Origin of the sequence: Polaribacter sp. Hel1_33_78 (assembly GCF_900106075.1) — a bacterium.
Taxonomy (GTDB): Bacteria; Bacteroidota; Bacteroidia; order Flavobacteriales; family Flavobacteriaceae; genus Polaribacter.
Genome location: NZ_LT629794.1, coordinates 1,890,313 through 1,908,591, shown reverse-complemented (window position 1 = coordinate 1,908,591; position 18,279 = coordinate 1,890,313). Strand labels below are relative to the sequence as shown.

General features: G+C 29.3%; 16 protein-coding genes. 10 read left to right on the top strand and 6 right to left on the bottom strand.

The window, feature by feature from the left end:
• The first annotated feature begins 52 nt into the window (after positions 1-52).
• From glyA to BLT88_RS08120, 3 genes are all read left to right on the top strand, one after another.
• Positions 53-1,327, top strand: a complete 1,275-nt coding sequence (glyA, locus tag BLT88_RS08130) for a serine hydroxymethyltransferase (RefSeq protein WP_091954114.1) — start codon at positions 53-55, stop codon at positions 1,325-1,327.
• Positions 1,328-1,478: 151 nt separating this feature from the next.
• A complete protein-coding gene (locus tag BLT88_RS08125) occupies positions 1,479-3,365 on the top strand; it encodes an HPP family protein (RefSeq protein WP_172824282.1) in 1,887 nt (628 codons plus the stop codon).
• Positions 3,365-4,540 (top strand): succinylglutamate desuccinylase/aspartoacylase family protein, encoded by a 1,176-nt coding sequence (locus BLT88_RS08120; protein ID WP_091954111.1) that lies wholly within the window; start codon positions 3,365-3,367, stop codon positions 4,538-4,540. The genes BLT88_RS08125 and BLT88_RS08120 overlap by 1 nt, the downstream gene beginning before the upstream one ends.
• On the opposite strand, the gene rmuC is transcribed toward BLT88_RS08120, so the two are convergent.
• Positions 4,537-5,880, bottom strand: coding sequence for a DNA recombination protein RmuC (gene rmuC / locus BLT88_RS08115; RefSeq protein ID WP_036786498.1), 1,344 nt, complete (start codon positions 5,878-5,880; stop codon positions 4,537-4,539). The genes BLT88_RS08120 and rmuC overlap by 4 nt on opposite strands.
• 44 nt (positions 5,881-5,924) lie before the next feature.
• Here rmuC and BLT88_RS08110 point away from each other — a divergent pair, with 44 nt between their 5' ends.
• Complete coding sequence (locus BLT88_RS08110) at positions 5,925-6,464, top strand: 1-acyl-sn-glycerol-3-phosphate acyltransferase (RefSeq protein WP_036786497.1); 540 nt, start codon at positions 5,925-5,927, stop codon at positions 6,462-6,464.
• 121 nt (positions 6,465-6,585) lie between these two features.
• Here BLT88_RS08110 and pepT read toward each other — a convergent pair whose 3' ends face one another.
• Genes pepT through BLT88_RS08095 form a run of 3 tightly spaced genes read right to left on the bottom strand, consistent with a single transcriptional unit; the run spans position 6,586 to position 9,431 of the window.
• Entirely contained in the window at positions 6,586-7,827 is a 1,242-nt protein-coding gene (pepT, locus tag BLT88_RS08105; RefSeq protein WP_091954109.1) for a peptidase T, read from the bottom strand.
• A 2-nt stretch (positions 7,828-7,829) separates the two neighbouring features.
• Entirely contained in the window at positions 7,830-8,387 is a 558-nt protein-coding gene (locus BLT88_RS08100) for a hypothetical protein (protein WP_091954108.1), read from the bottom strand.
• On the bottom strand, positions 8,388-9,431 hold the full coding sequence (locus BLT88_RS08095) for an oxidoreductase (protein WP_091954106.1): 1,044 nt from the start codon (positions 9,429-9,431) through the stop codon (positions 8,388-8,390).
• A 46-nt stretch (positions 9,432-9,477) separates the two neighbouring features.
• On the opposite strand from BLT88_RS08095, the gene BLT88_RS08090 reads away from it, so the two are divergent.
• A complete protein-coding gene (locus BLT88_RS08090; RefSeq protein ID WP_091954105.1) occupies positions 9,478-10,398 on the top strand; it encodes a patatin family protein in 921 nt (306 codons plus the stop codon).
• Positions 10,399-10,491: 93 nt separating this feature from the next.
• Here the strand turns inward: BLT88_RS08090 and BLT88_RS08085 are convergent, their stop codons facing one another.
• Complete coding sequence (locus BLT88_RS08085) at positions 10,492-11,964, bottom strand: S41 family peptidase (RefSeq protein WP_091954103.1); 1,473 nt, start codon at positions 11,962-11,964, stop codon at positions 10,492-10,494.
• Positions 11,965-11,966: 2 nt separating this feature from the next.
• Entirely contained in the window at positions 11,967-13,436 is a 1,470-nt protein-coding gene (locus tag BLT88_RS08080; protein WP_091954102.1) for a S41 family peptidase, read from the bottom strand.
• Between the two features lie 155 nt (positions 13,437-13,591).
• On the opposite strand from BLT88_RS08080, the gene BLT88_RS08075 reads away from it, so the two are divergent.
• The 5 genes from BLT88_RS08075 (at position 13,592) to BLT88_RS08055 (ending at position 18,248) form a co-directional block, all read left to right on the top strand.
• On the top strand, positions 13,592-14,101 hold the full coding sequence (locus BLT88_RS08075; RefSeq protein ID WP_091954100.1) for an RNA polymerase sigma factor: 510 nt from the start codon (positions 13,592-13,594) through the stop codon (positions 14,099-14,101).
• Positions 14,088-14,510, top strand: coding sequence for a hypothetical protein (locus tag BLT88_RS08070; RefSeq protein WP_091954098.1), 423 nt, complete (start codon positions 14,088-14,090; stop codon positions 14,508-14,510). The genes BLT88_RS08075 and BLT88_RS08070 overlap by 14 nt, the downstream gene beginning before the upstream one ends.
• Before the next feature lie 41 nt (positions 14,511-14,551).
• The gene (locus tag BLT88_RS08065) at positions 14,552-15,061 is read left to right on the top strand and encodes a DUF4252 domain-containing protein (protein ID WP_036786481.1); all 510 of its coding nucleotides are present in this window, start codon (positions 14,552-14,554) and stop codon (positions 15,059-15,061) included.
• Between the two features lie 62 nt (positions 15,062-15,123).
• On the top strand, positions 15,124-15,660 hold the full coding sequence (locus BLT88_RS08060; RefSeq protein WP_091954097.1) for a DUF4252 domain-containing protein: 537 nt from the start codon (positions 15,124-15,126) through the stop codon (positions 15,658-15,660).
• Between the two features lie 149 nt (positions 15,661-15,809).
• Positions 15,810-18,248 carry a M1 family metallopeptidase gene (locus tag BLT88_RS08055; protein ID WP_036786477.1) on the top strand — a complete coding sequence of 813 codons (2,439 nt, stop codon included), beginning with the start codon at positions 15,810-15,812 and terminating at the stop codon, positions 18,246-18,248.
• Positions 18,249-18,279 lie beyond the last annotated feature (31 nt).

Below are 18,279 nucleotides of genomic sequence, written 5' to 3'. Positions count from 1 at the left end.
TTTTAAAAGAGTTGTTTTTTGTTACTTTTGATGCTTATTTAAAACAACCACAATGCAATTAGATAATCAAATTTTTGACCTAATACAGGAAGAAAAAGAAAGACAATTAAATGGTATAGAGTTAATCGCTTCAGAAAATTTTGTAAGCGATCAAGTGATGTTGGCCCAAGGTTCTATTTTAACCAATAAATATGCTGAAGGATATCCGGGAAAAAGATATTATGGAGGTTGTGAAATTGTTGATATTGTAGAACAAATCGCTATTGACCGAGCTAAAGAATTGTTTGGTGCAGAGTATGTAAATGTGCAACCTCATTCTGGTTCTCAGGCAAATACAGCAGTATTTTTTGCATGTTTAAAACCAGGAGATACTATTTTAGGATTCGATTTATCTCATGGAGGTCATTTAACACATGGTTCTTCAGTAAATTTTTCAGGCAGATTATACAATCCAACTTTTTATGGTGTTGATAAAGAAACTGGAGTTTTAAATTATGATAAAATTCAAGAAACAGCAACTAAAGAGCAGCCAAAGTTAATTATTGCCGGTGCTTCTGCATATTCTAGAGATATTGATTATAAGCGCTTCAGAAAGATTGCTGATAGTGTTGGTGCTATTTTATTGGCAGATATTTCGCATCCTGCTGGTCTAATAGCCAAAGGTATTTTAAATGATCCTTTGCCTCATTGTCATATTGTAACATCTACAACCCATAAGACCTTACGCGGACCAAGAGGAGGGATTATAATGATTGGTAAAGATTTTGAAAATCCTTTCGGAGAAACTTTGAAAAGTGGAAAATTAAAAAAAATGTCCACATTACTTAATTCTGCAGTTTTTCCTGGTAATCAAGGTGGTCCGTTAGAACATGTGATCGCTGCAAAAGCGATTGCTTTTGGAGAAGCATTAACAGATGAGTTTTTAGAATATCAAATACAAGTAAAAGAAAATGCTGCCGCAATGGCTAAAGAGTTTGTTAGCAAAGGTTATAAAATAATTTCTGGAGGAACAGACAACCATTGTATGTTAATTGATCTTCGTAATAAAAACATTTCTGGTAAAGATGCTGAAATTGCGTTAGGAAAAGCAGCTATCACTGTAAATAAAAATATGGTTCCTTTTGATGATAAAAGCCCATTTATAACTTCAGGAATTCGTGTTGGTACATCTGCTATAACTACGCGTGGTTTAAAAGAAGAAGATATGAAGTCTGTTGTTGATTTTATCGATGAAGCTATACAAAATGCAGAAAATGAAGATGCGTTGAACGAAATTGGAGAGCGAGTTTCTGAAATGATGAGTGCAAGAAGATTATTTGTTATGTAGAAAGTAAGACTTTGTTATAAGGTATTTTACTGAATCAAAAATATGTTAAAAAAGCATCAAGTTAACTCTTGATGTTTTTTTTTGTAATGACAATTATCATATTTACTTTAAAAATTATTTCTGTACTTCGCAATGGTATAATATGATTATTATGGGCTCACACGCTGTAACTGCCATTAAAACACAAAAAAATCGTAAGGATTTTGTACACCATTTACTCAATGATATAGAGGCATTAGAGTATATGATTAAAAATGACTTATTTGAAAATGGAATTCAACGTGTAGGAGTAGAACAAGAATTATGTATTGTAGATAAAGATTACAGACCTTCTACAAATGCTTTAGAAATTCTTAATAAAATTAATGATATTCATTACACAACAGAGTTAGCTTTGTTTAATTTAGAGATTAATTTAGATCCTTGTGAATTAAAGGATACATGCTTTTCTGATATTGAGAAACAACTTATAGCTTTATTGGAAAAAGGGTATAAAGTTGCCGCAGAAACTGATAATAATAAAATTATACTTACCGGAATCTTACCTACATTAAGAAAAAAAGATCTAATCTTTAAAAATGTGACTCCTTTTAAACGTTATAAAACGTTGAATAAAGTTTTAAAAAAAATAAGAGGGGATGATTTTAAATTACATATTCTAGGAATAGATGAACTGATTCTTAAGCACGAATCCATCTTATTTGAGGCTTGTAATACTAGTTTTCAAGTGCATTTACAAGTAAGCCCAGAAGATATAATAGATAAATATAACTGGTCGCAAGCAATTGCAGGACCAATGCTATCTATTATGACCAATTCTCCAATTTTATTAGGGAAAGAATTATGGAGTGAAACTAGAATAGCTCTTTTTCAGCAAAGTATAGATTTACGCAACGTTTCTCATATATCTAGAGAGCAAAAACCAAGAGTTTCTTTTGGTAATAGTTGGGTAAAAGATTCGATTTTAGAATTGTTTACAGACGATATTTCTAGATATCCACCATTAGTTTTTTCAAAATTTGAGGAGAATTCTATAGAGTCTGTCAAAAAGGGAATTATGCCCAAACTAAAGGCACTGAATTTACATAATGGCACTTTATATAAATGGAATAGATTGTGTTACGGAGTTCATGAAAATACAGCGCATTTGCGAATTGAAAATAGATATATTCCTTCTGGACCCAGTGTCAAAGATGAAATAGCAAATGCACTTTTATGGGTAGGTGTTATGCAAGGTATGCCAAAAAAATATCAGAAAATTTGGAAGAAAATGTCTTTTTATGATGCTCGTGGAAATTTTATAAATGCTGCAAGAACTGGAATAAATACTTATTTTAACTGGTTTGATAAAGGAATTTCTGCAAAAAAGTTACTAGAAAATATTTTAATTCCGATGGCAAAAGAGGGTTTGTTAAAATCAAAGATCAATGAATCTGAAATTAACTATTATTTAGGAATCATTCAAAAAAGAATTGATACAAGTACAACTGGCAGTAAATGGATTATTAGAAACAAACGAAAATTAAGAGAAAAAGTTTCTAAATATGAGTCTAATGTAATTCTAACAGAACATATTTATAGAAATCAAATATCAAATAAAGTCATTTCAGAATGGGATTCTGTTGATCTTTATGAGAATAAAAGTGATAAAAAATATAATAAATTATATAAAATAATGTCTACAAGTATTTTTGTAGTTCATGAAAATGATTTAATAAAGTTGGCCTTAAAGATAATGGAATGGAAACAAATCAATCATATTCCAGTGGTTAATAAACGGAATAAGATTGTTGGTGTTATTGAGAAAAAACAATTAGATGAACTCGATTTTTCATCAAAAAAAGTATTAAATATGGTTGCTAAAAATATAATGAATAAAGATTTTGATGTTGCACACCCAGAAATGTCTTACAAGAAATCAAAAGAATTAATTCTAAACACAAAGAATACTTGTGTTGCAGTTATAACTGAAGATAAATTAGTTGGTATTTTTACTAAAAGTGATTTAGAGAGAATAGAAAAAATTAAGAAAAATTAATGATTAATCAAATAGTGATTGAATCCTTTAATGAAAAAATCTTTGTTCAAAGAATTTTAGGCAGTGTAGAAGGTGTAAAACAAACTCCTACTGTGATTGCAATTGGCGGGATTCATGGTAATGAACGAGCCGGATTAAATGCACTATTAAAAGTCTTTCAAACAATAGAAGAAGAAAATATTTGCTTGAATGGAAATTTTTATGGAATTGCAGGAAACATAAACGCTATTTCGGAAAATATTCGTTTTAAAAATGTAGATTTAAATAGAATTTGGACAAAAGAAGAAATTTTAAAATTATATTTAAAAGATGAGTTAGAAATTGAATCAGAAGAACAAAATGAAATATATTTTATTATAAAAGATATTCTAAATAAAGAAAAAGGACCTTTTTATTTTTTAGACCTGCATACTACATCTTCAGATACACAACCTTTTATTATTATTAGTGACTCTTTAAATAATAGAAGATATTCTTCAAATTTTTCTATTCCAACTATTTTAGGAATCGAAGAATATTTAAACGGGCCATTGTTAACCTTTATTAACGAGTTTGGTCATATTGCTGTAGGTTTTGAGGCAGGTCAGCATGATAAAGAGGTATCTGTAGATAATTGTGTAGCATTTCTATGGTTAGCTTTAGTGGCCGCAAAATGCATACATAAGAAAGAAGTAAAAAAGTATTCCTATTTTAAACATTCATTATCCCTTTTTAAAGAAGATCAAGATTTTTATAAAATTGACTATAAATATACGATTAAACCTTTTGAGAATTTCAAAATGATTGAAGGTTATAGAAATTTTGAAGAGATTACAAAAAATGAATTGCTAGCATATAGTAATCAAAGGGAAATCCACTCTAATATTAAAGGTAAAATTTTTATGCCGTTATATCAAGAAAAAGGAAATGATGGTTTTTTTATCATATCAAAAATTTCTAAATTTTGGTTAAAAGTTTCCTTAGTCGCCAGAAAACTTCATTTTCACCAATTACTAAGACTTTTACCTGGGGTAAAATTAGATAGAAGAAACGCCTACACTTTAATTGTAAACCCGAGAACAGCCAAGTTTTTGGCTATTGAAATTTTCCATTTATTTGGCTACAGAAAAAAAATGGTTAAAGGAGATAATTTTTATTTTATTAAAAGAGATAGAAAAATTAGTGAATTTATTTAATCGTCTTGACTTGCTCTTTCAATAATATTTTCTGGAATTGATTTTTTAGCTTTTGCACCCATTTTCTTCAATTTCTCTATACTAGTAATTAAATTCCCTCTACCATCTACTAATTTATTCATTGCATTAGAATATTCCTTTTTACTATCATCAATTCGTTTTCCAATGGTAATCAAATCACTTAAAAGACCCTGAAACTTGTCATATAGAGCGCCTGCTTGTCTTGCAATTTCTATCGCATTTTTTTGCTGCTTTTCGTTATTCCACATAGAATCTATAGTTCTTAATGTTGCCAATAATGTTGAAGGGGTAACGATAACAATATTTTTCTCAAAAGCTTTATTATATAAATGATTGTCAGAATTAATAGCTACAGCAAAAGCTGGTTCAATAGGGATAAATAACAAAACAAAATCTGGAGATTCTATTTGATAAATATCTTCATATTTTTTTTCTGATAATTGCTCTATATGTCGCTTTAAAGAGGCTATATGTTCTTTTAGAAATTGTGCTTTTGAAGTATCATCATCTTCATTTACAAATTGCTCATACGCAGTAAGTGACACTTTAGAATCGACAATCATTTTCTTATTATCTGGAAGATGAATTACTACATCAGGTAACACTCTTTTTCCATCATCATTCGTAAAGCTTTGCTGCACAAAATACTCTCTATCTTTCTCTAATCCAGACTTTTCTAAAACACGTTCTAAAACTAATTCCCCCCAGTTTCCTTGCATTTTATTGTCTCCTTTTAACGCTTTTGTTAAGTTTAGAGTTTCTTTACTCATTTGTTGGTTTAATTCTTTTAAACCTAAAATTTGCTGACGTAAAGCTGCATGATAATCAATACTTTCTTTGTGAGTTTTATCTACTTTATCTTCGAAGATTTTAATTTTTTCTTGTAATGGATTTAAAATTATTTTTAAGTTCTCTTTATTTTGTGCTGTAAATTTATTCGATTTTTCTTCTAAAATTTTATTTGCTAAATTTTCGAATTCTTTAGTAAATTTTTCTTGTAATTCTTCAACTTCGGTTTTATGCTCATCTAACTTTAGTTGTAAATTTATGTTTTCTGAATCTTGTCTCGTATTTATAGAAATTAAATGTTCTTTTTCTTGCTGATTATTCTTAAGCTCTTTTTGAAGTTCGATATAGTTATTTTCTACCATATCCTTTGATTGTTGTAGTAATGAAGCCCGTTCTTCCAAAGTAGATTTCTCTTTTTCTATTAAAGTTTTCTCTTTTTCAAAATTTAATTTGGATAAAAGTTTCCCAATAAAAAAGCTTATAATGCTAAAAATCAGTGCAATTAAGAAGTATGTAATCAATTCGTTCATCATATCAAATTAAGTCCTTAAATTTATCACTTTTAAAAGACACAATGAAAGGATTTGCAAGATTTATCTTATTTAGTATTTTGGGTTGGAAGTTAGAAGGAGATTTTTCTAAAGAAATAAAAAAATATGTAGTTATAGCAGCGCCACATACTAGTTGGATTGATTTTCCTATTGCCATCTTAGCTAGGATGGCTTCTGGTACTATGATTCATTTTATTGGTAAAAATTCTCTTTTTAATGGTCCCTTCGGGTTTTTCTTTCGAGCATTAGGAGGTACCCCCGTAGATAGAAGTAAAAGTAATAATTTAGTAGATGCTATTGTGCAAATATTTAATAGCAAGAGTAAGTTTATTCTTGGGTTATCGCCGGAGGGAACAAGAAAAAAAGTGGAAAAGTGGAAAACAGGCTTCTATTTCATAGCAAAAGGAGCAAAGGTTCCTATAGTTATGGCAACTTTGGATTTTGAAAATAAGAAGATTAAAATATCGGAACCTTATTATCCGACTGATGATCAAGAAAAAGACTTTAAATTCTTTTATTCTTTTTACGAAAACGTAAAAGGTAAAAAACCTGAATTGTCATAAACAATTTTCATATTTCATCTAAAATTAGTTTTATGCCGAAGAAAACCATTCTGTTTATTTTTAAAGAAGGAATTTAATTATAAAAAAGTTGGATTGAAATATTAACTTTAGATATTTAGTTTTATTTAAATTTTTCAGAAACTTTTTGTGCTATACCAATAATTACTTCGGTTGCCTTGATCATAGATTCTGCCGGAATATACTCGAATCGTCCATGAAAATTATGTCCTCCAGCAAAAATATTAGGACAAGGCAAACCTTTATAAGAAAGCTGAGAACCATCTGTACCACCTCTAATAGGTTTTATCAAGGGAGTAATATCAATATCCTTCATTACTTCTTCAACAATATCAACAATATGCATAACTGGGGTTATTTTCTCTTTCATATTAAAATATTGATTTTTGATTTCAACTTTAACCAAATCTTGGTGTAAACGTTTGTTGAAATCGGAGGCAATTTTTTGAAGTAACTCTTTTCTTTTTTCAAACAATGAAAAATCATGATCCCTAACTATATACTCTAAAACAGTTTTTTCTACATTTCCATTTAAATCATGTAAATGGAAAAAACCTTCATATCCCGCAGTTTTTTCTGGGACTTCATTTTCTGGAACTGCAGCAATATATTCATTAGCAATCAAAATTGAATTGATCATTTTTCCCTTTGCATAACCTGGATGTACAATTTTTCCTGTAATGGTAACTTTTGCGCTTGCAGCATTAAAATTTTCATATTCTAATTCTCCTATTTGACTGCCATCCATGGTATATGCCCATTTTGCACCAAATTTTTCTACATCAAATAAATGGGCTCCTTTACCAACTTCTTCGTCAGGTGTAAAACAAATTCTAATTTTACCGTGTTTAATTTCTGGATGGTTAATTAAATATTCCATAGCTGTTACAATTTCTGTAACTCCGCCTTTATCATCTGCTCCTAGAAGAGTGGTTCCATCAGTGGTAATTATGGTTTGACCTTTGTATTGCAATAAATCCTCGAAATAATCTGGAGATAAAATAATGTTCTTTTCTTTGTTTAAAGTGATGTCTTTTCCATTATAATTTTCGATAATTTGGGGTTTTACATTTGCGCCTGTAAAATCTGGACTTGTATCTATATGTGCTACAAAACCGATTGTTGGCACTTTATAATTTAAGTTACTTGGCAAAGTTGCCATGATGTAACAATTTTTATCCAACTCAACTTCTTGCATACCAATTTGGTTGAGTTCTTTTTCTAAAACTTTTGCTAAATTCCATTGGTTTTCTGTACTAGGAAATTCAGGGTTATTAGGATCTGACTCTGTATCGATAGTTACGTATTTTATGAAGCGATCTATGATATGTTGTTTATGAATCATTTTTATTGATGTATTTTAAGGTTTTCGATTAATGAGAAAGCGTTGCAAAATCTTTGATTTACAATAGAATCTCCATAAACTTCTATTTTTGCAAAGATGAAATTTTGTTCATTTATTTTGATGAAAACATGACAAGTTTGATAATTAAATTGCCCTTTATTTCCTTTATAAATAATATAAATAGATGGTTTTTCTAAAAGTGTAATTTTTTTTGATTTTGTTTTCACCAAGCTTCTTGCTAAGTTGTCTTGTTCTTGATCAAGCATAAAAGCGTCATCAAAATTTACATTATTATTGATAAAAGTTACATCTAATAAAACAGTTTCTGTAAGCTGTATAGTTGTATCTGCTGCAAAAATTGATGATTGTATTTCATCTTGATATAAATTGATTTTCCAATTTTCAGGAAGTTTTACAGAAAACATGTTTTTAAGACCTTCAACTTCTTCCAAATTTTTAAAGGTTGATGAATTACAATTAAAAGCTTCATGAACTTCTGATTGTTTCTTGCAAGAAAAATAGAGGAGTATAGTAAAAAGTATTAAAATTGATGTTCTCATTTATTTTAAAATCAGTTTTCCAATTTTTTGAGAACCACTTAACCAAGCAGTATCTTTATCTACAAATTTAATGGTATAATAAGATTCTTTAGAAACTTCTGTCCAAGTATTTCCTGAATCATTGGAAAACGAAATGCCTGTTTTACCAACAGCGAAAACTTCTTTTCCATTTGTGTTAGGCACATATTGCACACAACTTTTATAATTCGGATTTTGATTATTGGCAACTAAAGTCCAAGTTTTTCCACCATCTTTTGTAATTGCTTTATTGCCCTTGTTTTCTTCGGGTTTAGAATAATCCCCACCAATTACAATTCCATTTTTTTCATCAGTAAAATCAATTGAATAGATTCCTTGAGGTCCATTTCCTTGAATAATTGGTGTTTCAAAAATGTCCCAAGTAACGCCATAATCTTCAGATTTTAAAACACGTGCTTTTGTTCCGCCAGAAGCAACCCAAACTGTACTTCCCATTGTTTTAATGTTCGTATTACTTGCTGCAAAAAAAGCTTCTCCTTCTGCAAATTTTGGCAAATTTGCACATGAGATTTTGCGCCAAGAGTTACCTCCGTCGGAAGTTAAAATAATGGACGCACATTCTTCTGTTGGATCTCCAACCGCAATTCCGTGTTTACCATCATCAAAAAATTGTAATGCATCATAGAATGCTTTTTTATGATTTTCAGTATAAACTAAGGCTGTTTTATTTTTAGAAATTTTATACAATAATGCGGGATTCGCAATTGAAAGCGCAAATAGGTTATCGCCATTTTTGGCTAAACTTCTAAAGTTTGGAATGATAGAATCTTGATAGGTAATGTGTTTTATTAACCAAGATTTCCCTCCATCTGCTGTAAAACCAAAATCGCCCTTAGAGCCTACATAATAAATTGTTTCTGAATTGGTTCCTTGTATTGCTCTGATATTTGTGCTGTCTATTTTAAATTCTTGGATTTCAATATTTTCAATAATTCTTGGTATGTATTCACTCGAACAAGAAATGATTATTAGGAAAGTGAATATTAATATTGATATTCTTTTCATTTTTGATATTTTTATACGACTAAATTAAACAAATCATTTGTAGTTTATGAAAAAAGCATTGGTAATTTCTGGAGGAGGAAGTAAAGGAGCATTTGCAGGAGGAGTTGCACAATATTTAATGAAAAAAGAAAATAGAGATTATGATTTGTTTGTAGGTACATCTACGGGTAGTTTAATGGTGTCGCATCTGGCTTTGGGTATGTTAGATGAATTAAAAGAACTTTATACGAACGTAAATCAAAAAACTATTTTCAGTAATAATCCTTTTCATATTAAAAGGGTCGCTGGGGAAAAAGTAGTAAGTATTAACCATTTAAATACGCTTTGGAACTTTTTAAACGGAAGAAAAACATTTGGCGAAAGTAAAAACTTACGGAAGTTGATAAAAGAAAATGTTTCAAGAAAGATGTTTGAAGAAATTCAGAAAACGGATAAAGAGGTTGTGGTAACAGTTTCCAATTTAACCGCTAATCAAATCGAATATAAATCTAGTAATGATTGTTCTTATGAAGATTTTTGTGACTGGATTTGGGGTTCTTGCAACTATGTGCCTTTCATGAGTTTATTGGAAAAAAATCATTGTCAATATGCAGATGGGGGGTTTGGTGCTTTAGTGCCAATAAGAGAAGCAATTTTAAGAGGGGCAACAGAAATTGATGCTATTATCTTGGAAACTGAAGTTACTCAGATTAACAAAATACCTTCTAAAAATCCTTTTTCATTGCTGTTTGATGTTTTTGATTTTATGCTTGCTCACGTCGAAAAACATAATATAACTATTGGAAAATTAGCAGCAAACCACAAGGGTGTAAAATTGAATATTTATTATACACCAACAGTTTTAACAACAAATTCTTTAGTTTTTGACCAAAAGTTGATGCGTAAATGGTGGAAATCTGGTTTTAAATATGCCAAATCTAAAAGAGAGGAATTAATGACTGAATTCAGACCTGATGTATTATCATAACAAATTAAGAATGAAAGAGCAGGTATAGAAAGCTAAGTTTTATGCCATTAATAAATCCAGCTTTTTAGCTGAATTTATATTTTATGTTTGGGATTACTTTTTAAATTCGATAAACATATAATCTTTTGCAGGTGTTGCTAATTTTGAGTTGTAAACTTCATTAAAATCATGAGAAACAATTGTTTTTTGATTTCCTTTAGACCCTGTTGTAATATAAACTAGAGTTCTATCTAATAAAGGATCTGAACGTTCTCCAAGAACTCCTAAATTATTATAATCTTCCCCTAATTCTATCCCTGGTAAAGTATTTCCTGGAATAATTCCATCAGGATAATTTTTATTGTCTTTATTACTTATTTCTAAAACCAAAGGTTGCATTGCATATTTGTGCTTTGAATTAAGGTTGCTGCCACTTTTTTGTAAGTTGTCAGAATCATACAAAGTAATCGACCCCACTTGTTTTCCTCTCGTAGTTTTACCAACTAATTGCACGTTTATATGAGAGCTTAGAGAATTTATAACCAATTCTGAGGCAGAGGCAGAGCTATATGTTGTTATAAAATAAACATTATCTAAACCTAAACTATTAATAGTTTCTTGTAAAATTAAATTTCCTTGAGAATCGGTATTTCTAATTTCATCTGTAAAGTAATTTAAAAATCTTTCTTCAGGTAAAGCACTTTTAACTTTATCATTCCAGATTTCTTGAGAGTATAAAGCCCCATTAAACTGGCCAGTAACCATGCTTCCTAAATAGGTTGCAGTGCTTACAGAGCCTCCACCGTTATATCTTAAATCAATAATTAATTCGTTAATACCTTCTGATTTAAAATTAGAGAAGGCAGCATTTAATTGACTATCATAATTTTTAGCAAATTGATTGTATAACAGGTAACCTATTTTTTTAGTTCCTTCAGTAAAAACTTTAGTGATGGCAACAGGATTTTCTTGTATTTCTTCTTTTGTTAATAAAACAGCATTACTATTAGAGTTTGGAGAGCCATTATTATAAGCAGCAAACCCAACTGTATAACTATTGTTATCATTAAATAATAAACTTTGGTAATTCGTTAATGTTAATTGAGTACCATCTATAGAGTTAAAAATATTGCCTCTAGAAACGCCTTTAGACTCTGCATCAGAATTAGCAACGACATAACGCACATAGCCAAAAACATTATCAGATTCATTCTTATATTTCACTAGTCCAAATTCCATTCCATTACTTAGATTAATTCCTTGAAAAGAATTTTCTAAAGCAACATAATCATTCACGATCCAAGAAAAACGATCTATAGTTCCTGGCTCGTAGCGTAAATTTTCAAACACATCCTCAGGTGAAGAATATCCACGAAAATAGAGATATAAGTCAGCGAAATTTGCAAATCGCTTATCAGCTAAATCAGGTACATCTTGTTGCCATAAATAAAAGGTATTCAAACCTTTCCAAATAAAATAGTTAATTTCATCATTTACATTTACATCAACTCCGTAAGTTTTTGTTTTTTCACAAGAAGTAAATAAAAAAATGATAGTTAAAACACTGATTGTAAAAAATCTCTTCATTCTTAATTGGTATTTGGTAAATCTTGACGTATAAACACACCATGATCAATTTCTCTTTGAGCACTAATAGTATTAAATAAATACTCAAAATTATTAGGATTACATATATTATTTGTGCCTGTGTTTCTTGTAGAAATATATTCTATAACTTTATGCAAAATGGGGTCTGAGGTTTTGCCTAAAACACCTAAATTTAAAATATCTTCATTTGCACAAAGTGCTAAATTTGGTGCAAATCCGTTTTCATAGCTTTCATCGTTTTTATTTAGAAAACTTAAAACAACTGGTTGCAAAGCGACTGTGTGAGCGTTGTTTTTTAAAGGAAAATTATAGTCATCTGAATTGTATAGTGTAATAGAGCCAGTACTATTACCGGCAGTTTGATTTCCAATAAGGTGTACATTTATGTGTGATTTTAAACTGTTAATTAACAATTCAATGGCTGATGACCCCGTAAAATTATCACCATTTAAAATGATATATACATCTGTCAAATTTAAGCTATTAATATTGGTTGTTGTATTTAACGATTCTGGAAATCTCGTCAATAAAGAGTCTGGTTGATTTGCTAAAAACCAAGGTTGTGCTTTTACATTCCATTTTTCTTTAATGAGAACTTCATTTATAAATTGACCTGAAATCATACTCGAAATTTGTGAAATATTTTTCGCAAAACTACCACCGCCAATATTATATCTTAAATCTAAAATTAGTTCACTTACTTGTTTATTTTTAAAATTTAAGAATGTATTATTTAAATTATTTATATAATTTTTTGAAAAATCATTATGATACATTAAGTACCCTATAGTATTACCATCAGATAAGAAAGTATTTTCTAACCTCATAGGGTTATGCGTATAATTTTTTTTCACTAATTCAGTCTTTTTACTCTTTAGTGCTACATCTTTTCCATCATAATCTACCATTACTAATTTTAAAGTGTCTTGATTATAATTTAATAATAAATCTTCATAATTTTCCTTTGTTAAATTTAGTGTGTCGTTATCTATATTTACAATAGCAGAAAAATAATCGCCTCTAGAAATTACCTGAGTGGATGCGTAGGAAAGTGGAAGGATATCCAAAACATAACCAACTACAGTATCTGAATCTTGCTCTTTAATTAAACCAAATTCTAAACCAGTTGTAAACGAAGTTCTCAATTCAGGATCAACAATAATATTATAGTCTTCTATTAAATTCGATTTTATATCCGAAGGAATTAATAAACTTGAAAACAACGTGTTATAATCAGTAAACGTAGTTAAGTAAGTATTTAGGTTTTTATCAGAATTAAAACGTGTATCAGCCAAATCGGTAATTTCATCTTGATGCAAATAATATGCATTTAAACCTTTCCAAACAAAATCATGAATAACTAAGTTTTGAGGAATTTCGTATTCTTTTGAGCAACTAGTAAAGATGTATGTTAATATTATAAGGCAAATAATTCTAAAAAAATCCCTCATTTAAGTATTTATGGTTATTGTGATAAATTTAACGCAATTTAAACATATTTAGTATTTTTTTATAATTTGCTTGTAACAAAATAAATTTTGTTTCGTCGTAATCATGTAAATCTGATATAAGAGATAAAAAAATATTAGAAAAGCAAACATAAATAATGAACCAATCAGACTTTTTAAAAGTAGTTTTACCATTTAAAGATAAGGTCTTTAGATTAGCAAAAAGGTTGCTAGTTTCTGCGGAGGAAGCTGAAGATGCTACTCAAGAATTGTATTTTAAATTGTGGAGAAGTAAAGAGAAAATTGCTGATTACAAAAATGTTGAGGCGTTTGCAATGACGATGACAAAAAATTATTGTTATGACAGATTAAAATCAAAACAAGCAAGTAATTTAACATTAATTCACAGTAATTATAAAGAGAAAGAAACATCTTTAGATAAAAAGATGGAATATCAAGACAGTGTAAACCAAGTGCACAAATTGATAGAGAAATTACCAGAACAACAAAAAATTATTATTCAATTAAGAGATGTTGAACAATATGATTTTAAAGAAATCTGTATAATGGTAGATATGAAACCAACAGCAGTTCGGGTGGCATTATCTAGAGCAAGAAAAACAATACGAGAAGAACTCATTAAAAAACACAACTATGGAGTTAGCTAACATAGAAAAATTAGTAGAAAAATACTTAGATGCAGAAACTACTTTGCAAGAAGAAACAACCTTAAAAAACTATTTTAAAGAAGGTTCTGTTGCACCTCATTTGCAAGAATATGCGTTTATGTTTAATTATTTTGCTTCTGCCAAAGATGAAACTTATACAAAAACCATTGAGTTAGAACCTAAGAAATCTAAAAAAAGAAACTTTAAATGGTTATCTGTAGCGGCATCAGTAATGCTTTTGTTTAGTGTATTTATTGGCAAACAAGAATATGAAAAGCACCAGGCAAAAAAACAGTTTGAACAAATAAGTAAAGGATTAAGATTGTTATCTTCAAACCTTAAAAAAGGAGAAAATGCAGTCGCGAGTTTATATACTTATGAAAACACTGTAAATAAAATATTAAAATAAAACCAAGTAGAAATTAATAGAACCAAGTAAACAAAGAAATCATGAAAAAAATATTAGTATTAATAGCATTCGTAGTTGCTCCAATGGTGACCAATGCGCAATCATTTTTTGAGGCCTTAGAAGATATGGATGGGGTAGATGTTGTTGTTGTAACCAAAGACGCTTTTGAGTTAATCTCTAAGTTCAAAAATATAAAGATTGATGATAATGAAGGAATGAAAGTCTTTCAAATGATTCAAGATTTAAAAGAATTTAAAATGTTTTCTACAGAAAACATAGCTGTAGCAAGTAAAATGGGTAACATGGTAAATACTGCCATTAAAAAACAGAATTTAACAGAGTTAATGCGCATTAAAGAAGATGACTCTCGTGTAAAAATTTATGTAAAAGCAAGTAAAAACAAAGATTATGTTAGCGAAGTTTTAATGTTTGTTAAAGGTATCAGTAAAAAAACAAATAAAATGTCTGAAGCTATGGTTATCTCTTTAACAGGTAATATAGACATTAACAAGATGTCCGAGTTAGCCGATACTTTTACGAAAAACAAATAGTAAAATCAATATTTAAAAGTCAGGTTTTTTAAATCTGACTTTTATCAATTAAAACATATATAATGAAAAAATTAACCACCATATTTTCTTTAGTCTTTTTGGTATTATTTGTTAGTGCTTGCAAAAATGAAAAATCGCTACAAAGTTATTTAGTAGAATCCAGCGGCAGGGATGGTTTTTTTACAGGAGATTTGCCTGTAAGCTCTATATTATCTGTAAAAGCAGATGTTTCTGATGAAATAAAAGAGACTATGAAAAGTATCAAAAAAATTAATGTAGCTTTCTTAAGAAAAACAGATGATAATTCTACTACGTATGAAGTTGAAATAGGAACATTAAAAAACATTTTCACTAGCGAAGATTATAAGAGTTTAGGCAGTATAAAAGCAAAAGGAATGAACATGAAAGTTTATTATACAGGAAATACAGACTCTTTAGATGAGGTTATTGTTTTTGGTTATAGTAAAGAAGCTGGAGTGGGAGTCGCAAGATTATTAGGCGAGAATATGAATCCTGTAAAAATAATAGAAATGATGAATAGTGTAAATATGGATGCCAGTAATCTAGAAAGTTTTAGCACTATTTTTGCAGGAAAATAAAGGTTAATTACAAATATTTTTAAAGTCTATAGTTTTTAAAAAATTATAGACTTTCTTTTTTAAGTTTTTTTTTCTTTTAATCATTTTAACTGCTCATTAACAAGTTCTTCCTTCATATTTCTTATTTTTGAGGCGACAGAATATATTTTATGAAATATCAGAAAATAGTTGTGGTTTTTTTTATGTTGATTGGTTTCGTTAGTATTGCGCAAAATGCATCCTACAAACCAGAAAAAGAAAAAATCCATGATTTAGTGCACACGAAATTAAAAGTAGATTTTAATTTTGAAGATAAAACTATGAATGGTGAAGCTTGGTTAACTGCAAAACCACATTTTTACAGTAAGAACAAAATAACTCTAGATGCGAAAGCAATGCTAATTCATGAAGTTTCCATGGATGATAAAAAGCTAAACTATTTTTATGACAATTTAAAATTAAGTATTGATTTACCAAGAACATTCAACAGAGCTGAAGAATTTACTATTTATATAAAATATACAGCACAACCTGAAAAAGTATATCAAAAGGGAAGTACAGCAATTACAGGGGCAAAAGGACTTTATTTTATAAATGCAGATGGATCTGATAAAAATAAGCCAACACAAATCTGGACACAGGGTGAAACTGAAGCAAGTAGCTGTTGGTTTCCTACTTTAGATGCTCCGAATCAAAAAACATCTCAAGAAATTTATATTACGGTTCCAAATAAATATGTAACGCTTTCTAACGGCGAACTGGTAAGTCAAGTTAATAAGGGAAACAATAGAATAGATTATTGGAAGTTTGATAAAAAACATGCTCCTTATTTATTTTTTATGGGAATTGGTGTATATGAAATTGTGCAAGATTCATATAAAAATATTCCAGTAAATTATTATGTAGAAAAAGAATATGCGCCTTTTGCAAAAGATATTTTTGGTTTAACACCAGAAATGATTGGTTTCTTTTCCGATAAATTAGGCGTTGAATATCCTTGGAATAAATACAGTCAAATTGTTGGTAGAGACTATGTTTCTGGAGCGATGGAAAATACCACTGCTGTTATGCATGGCGAAAGAGCATATCAGAAACCCGGACAGTTAATTGATGAAAATGTGCAAGAAAACACGATAGCTCATGAACTTTTTCATCACTGGTTTGGGGATTTAGTTACTTCTGAAAGTTGGAGCAATTTAACATTAAATGAGTCTTTTGCGAATTATAGCGAGTATTTATGGAGAGAATATAAATACGGAAAAGTAAATTCTGAAATGCATTTTTATAAAAATATGCAAGCTTATTTAAAAGGACAAAGTGAAAACAAGCATTTAGTCCGTTTTGATTATAATGATAAAGAAGATATGTTCGATTTGGTTAGCTATAATAAAGGTGGATCAATTTTACATATGTTGCGATCGTATTTAGGCGATGAAGCTTTTTTCTTAGGCTTAAAGGAGTATTTGACTACCTATAAATATCAAACAGCAGAAGTGCATCAGCTGCGGTTAATTTTTGAAAAACTCACAGGGAAAGATTTGAACTGGTTCTTTAATCAATGGTATTTTGGAGGTGGTCATCCAAATATTGAAATTTCATATGATTATAATACCTTAAGAAAAACAGTGACTGTAAATGTGATTCAGTTACAAACAGAAAAGTTTAAATTCCCTTTTGCAATTGATGTTTTTGAAGCGTCAAAAAGAACGAGACATCATGTTTTTGTGGATGGTAATGATGCTTCTTTTACCTTTCCATACAGAAAACAGCCTAATTTAATTCAGGTGAATGCAGATGGAGCTTTACTTTGTGTTATCAATGAAAATAAAGTTTTAAGTGATTATATTTTCCAGCTTAAAAATGCGGATAATTATGGACATAGAAGAGAGGCTTTTTTGGAGGTAGCAAAGAAACAAGACGATAAAATTGCTTTTAGTGCGGTTGTCGGTGCTTTAGATGATGAAGCTTATGAAATTAGAATTTTAGCTCTACAAAAGATAGATTTAATTAATAAGTTTTCTAAAAAAAATGCCATTAAAAAAATTATGGAGATTGCGAATACTGATGTAAAAACGTTAGTTCAAGCAGAGGCAATTAATACTTTAGGTAAATTAACAGATCCTGAATTAAAATCTATTTTTGAAAAAGGATTACAGAGTAAATCGTATTCTGTGTTGGGTAAAGCCTTAGTTTCTATGTATTACATTGACAAACAAATTGCAATCGCAAAATCAAAAGAATTTCCAGATGAAATTAGAAAAATTTTAGCAACACCTTTAACAAGAATTTTCATTGAAGAAAAAGATGATTCTGAACTCCCTTTTATTGCAAAAAGTGTGGTTTCTGGGATGTTTTTATCTGGAGATGATGCGACTAAAGTATTGTTCCAGAAAGCATTTAAACAAATTTCAGAAAGCAATAATACGCTAGCGATACAGAATGTGGTCGATGATATGATTTTAAAAGGAAATCAATATAAAAGTTTTAATTTTGATAAAGTTGTTATTAATTTAATGAGGACAATGATACAAGAGCAAAAGAAAGCTAACAAATTAAATAGAGAAAAAAATATAGAAATTATTAAAATGGCAATGACGAAGTTACTCTAGTTTTATTGTTAAATCAGTCAATATTAAGGTT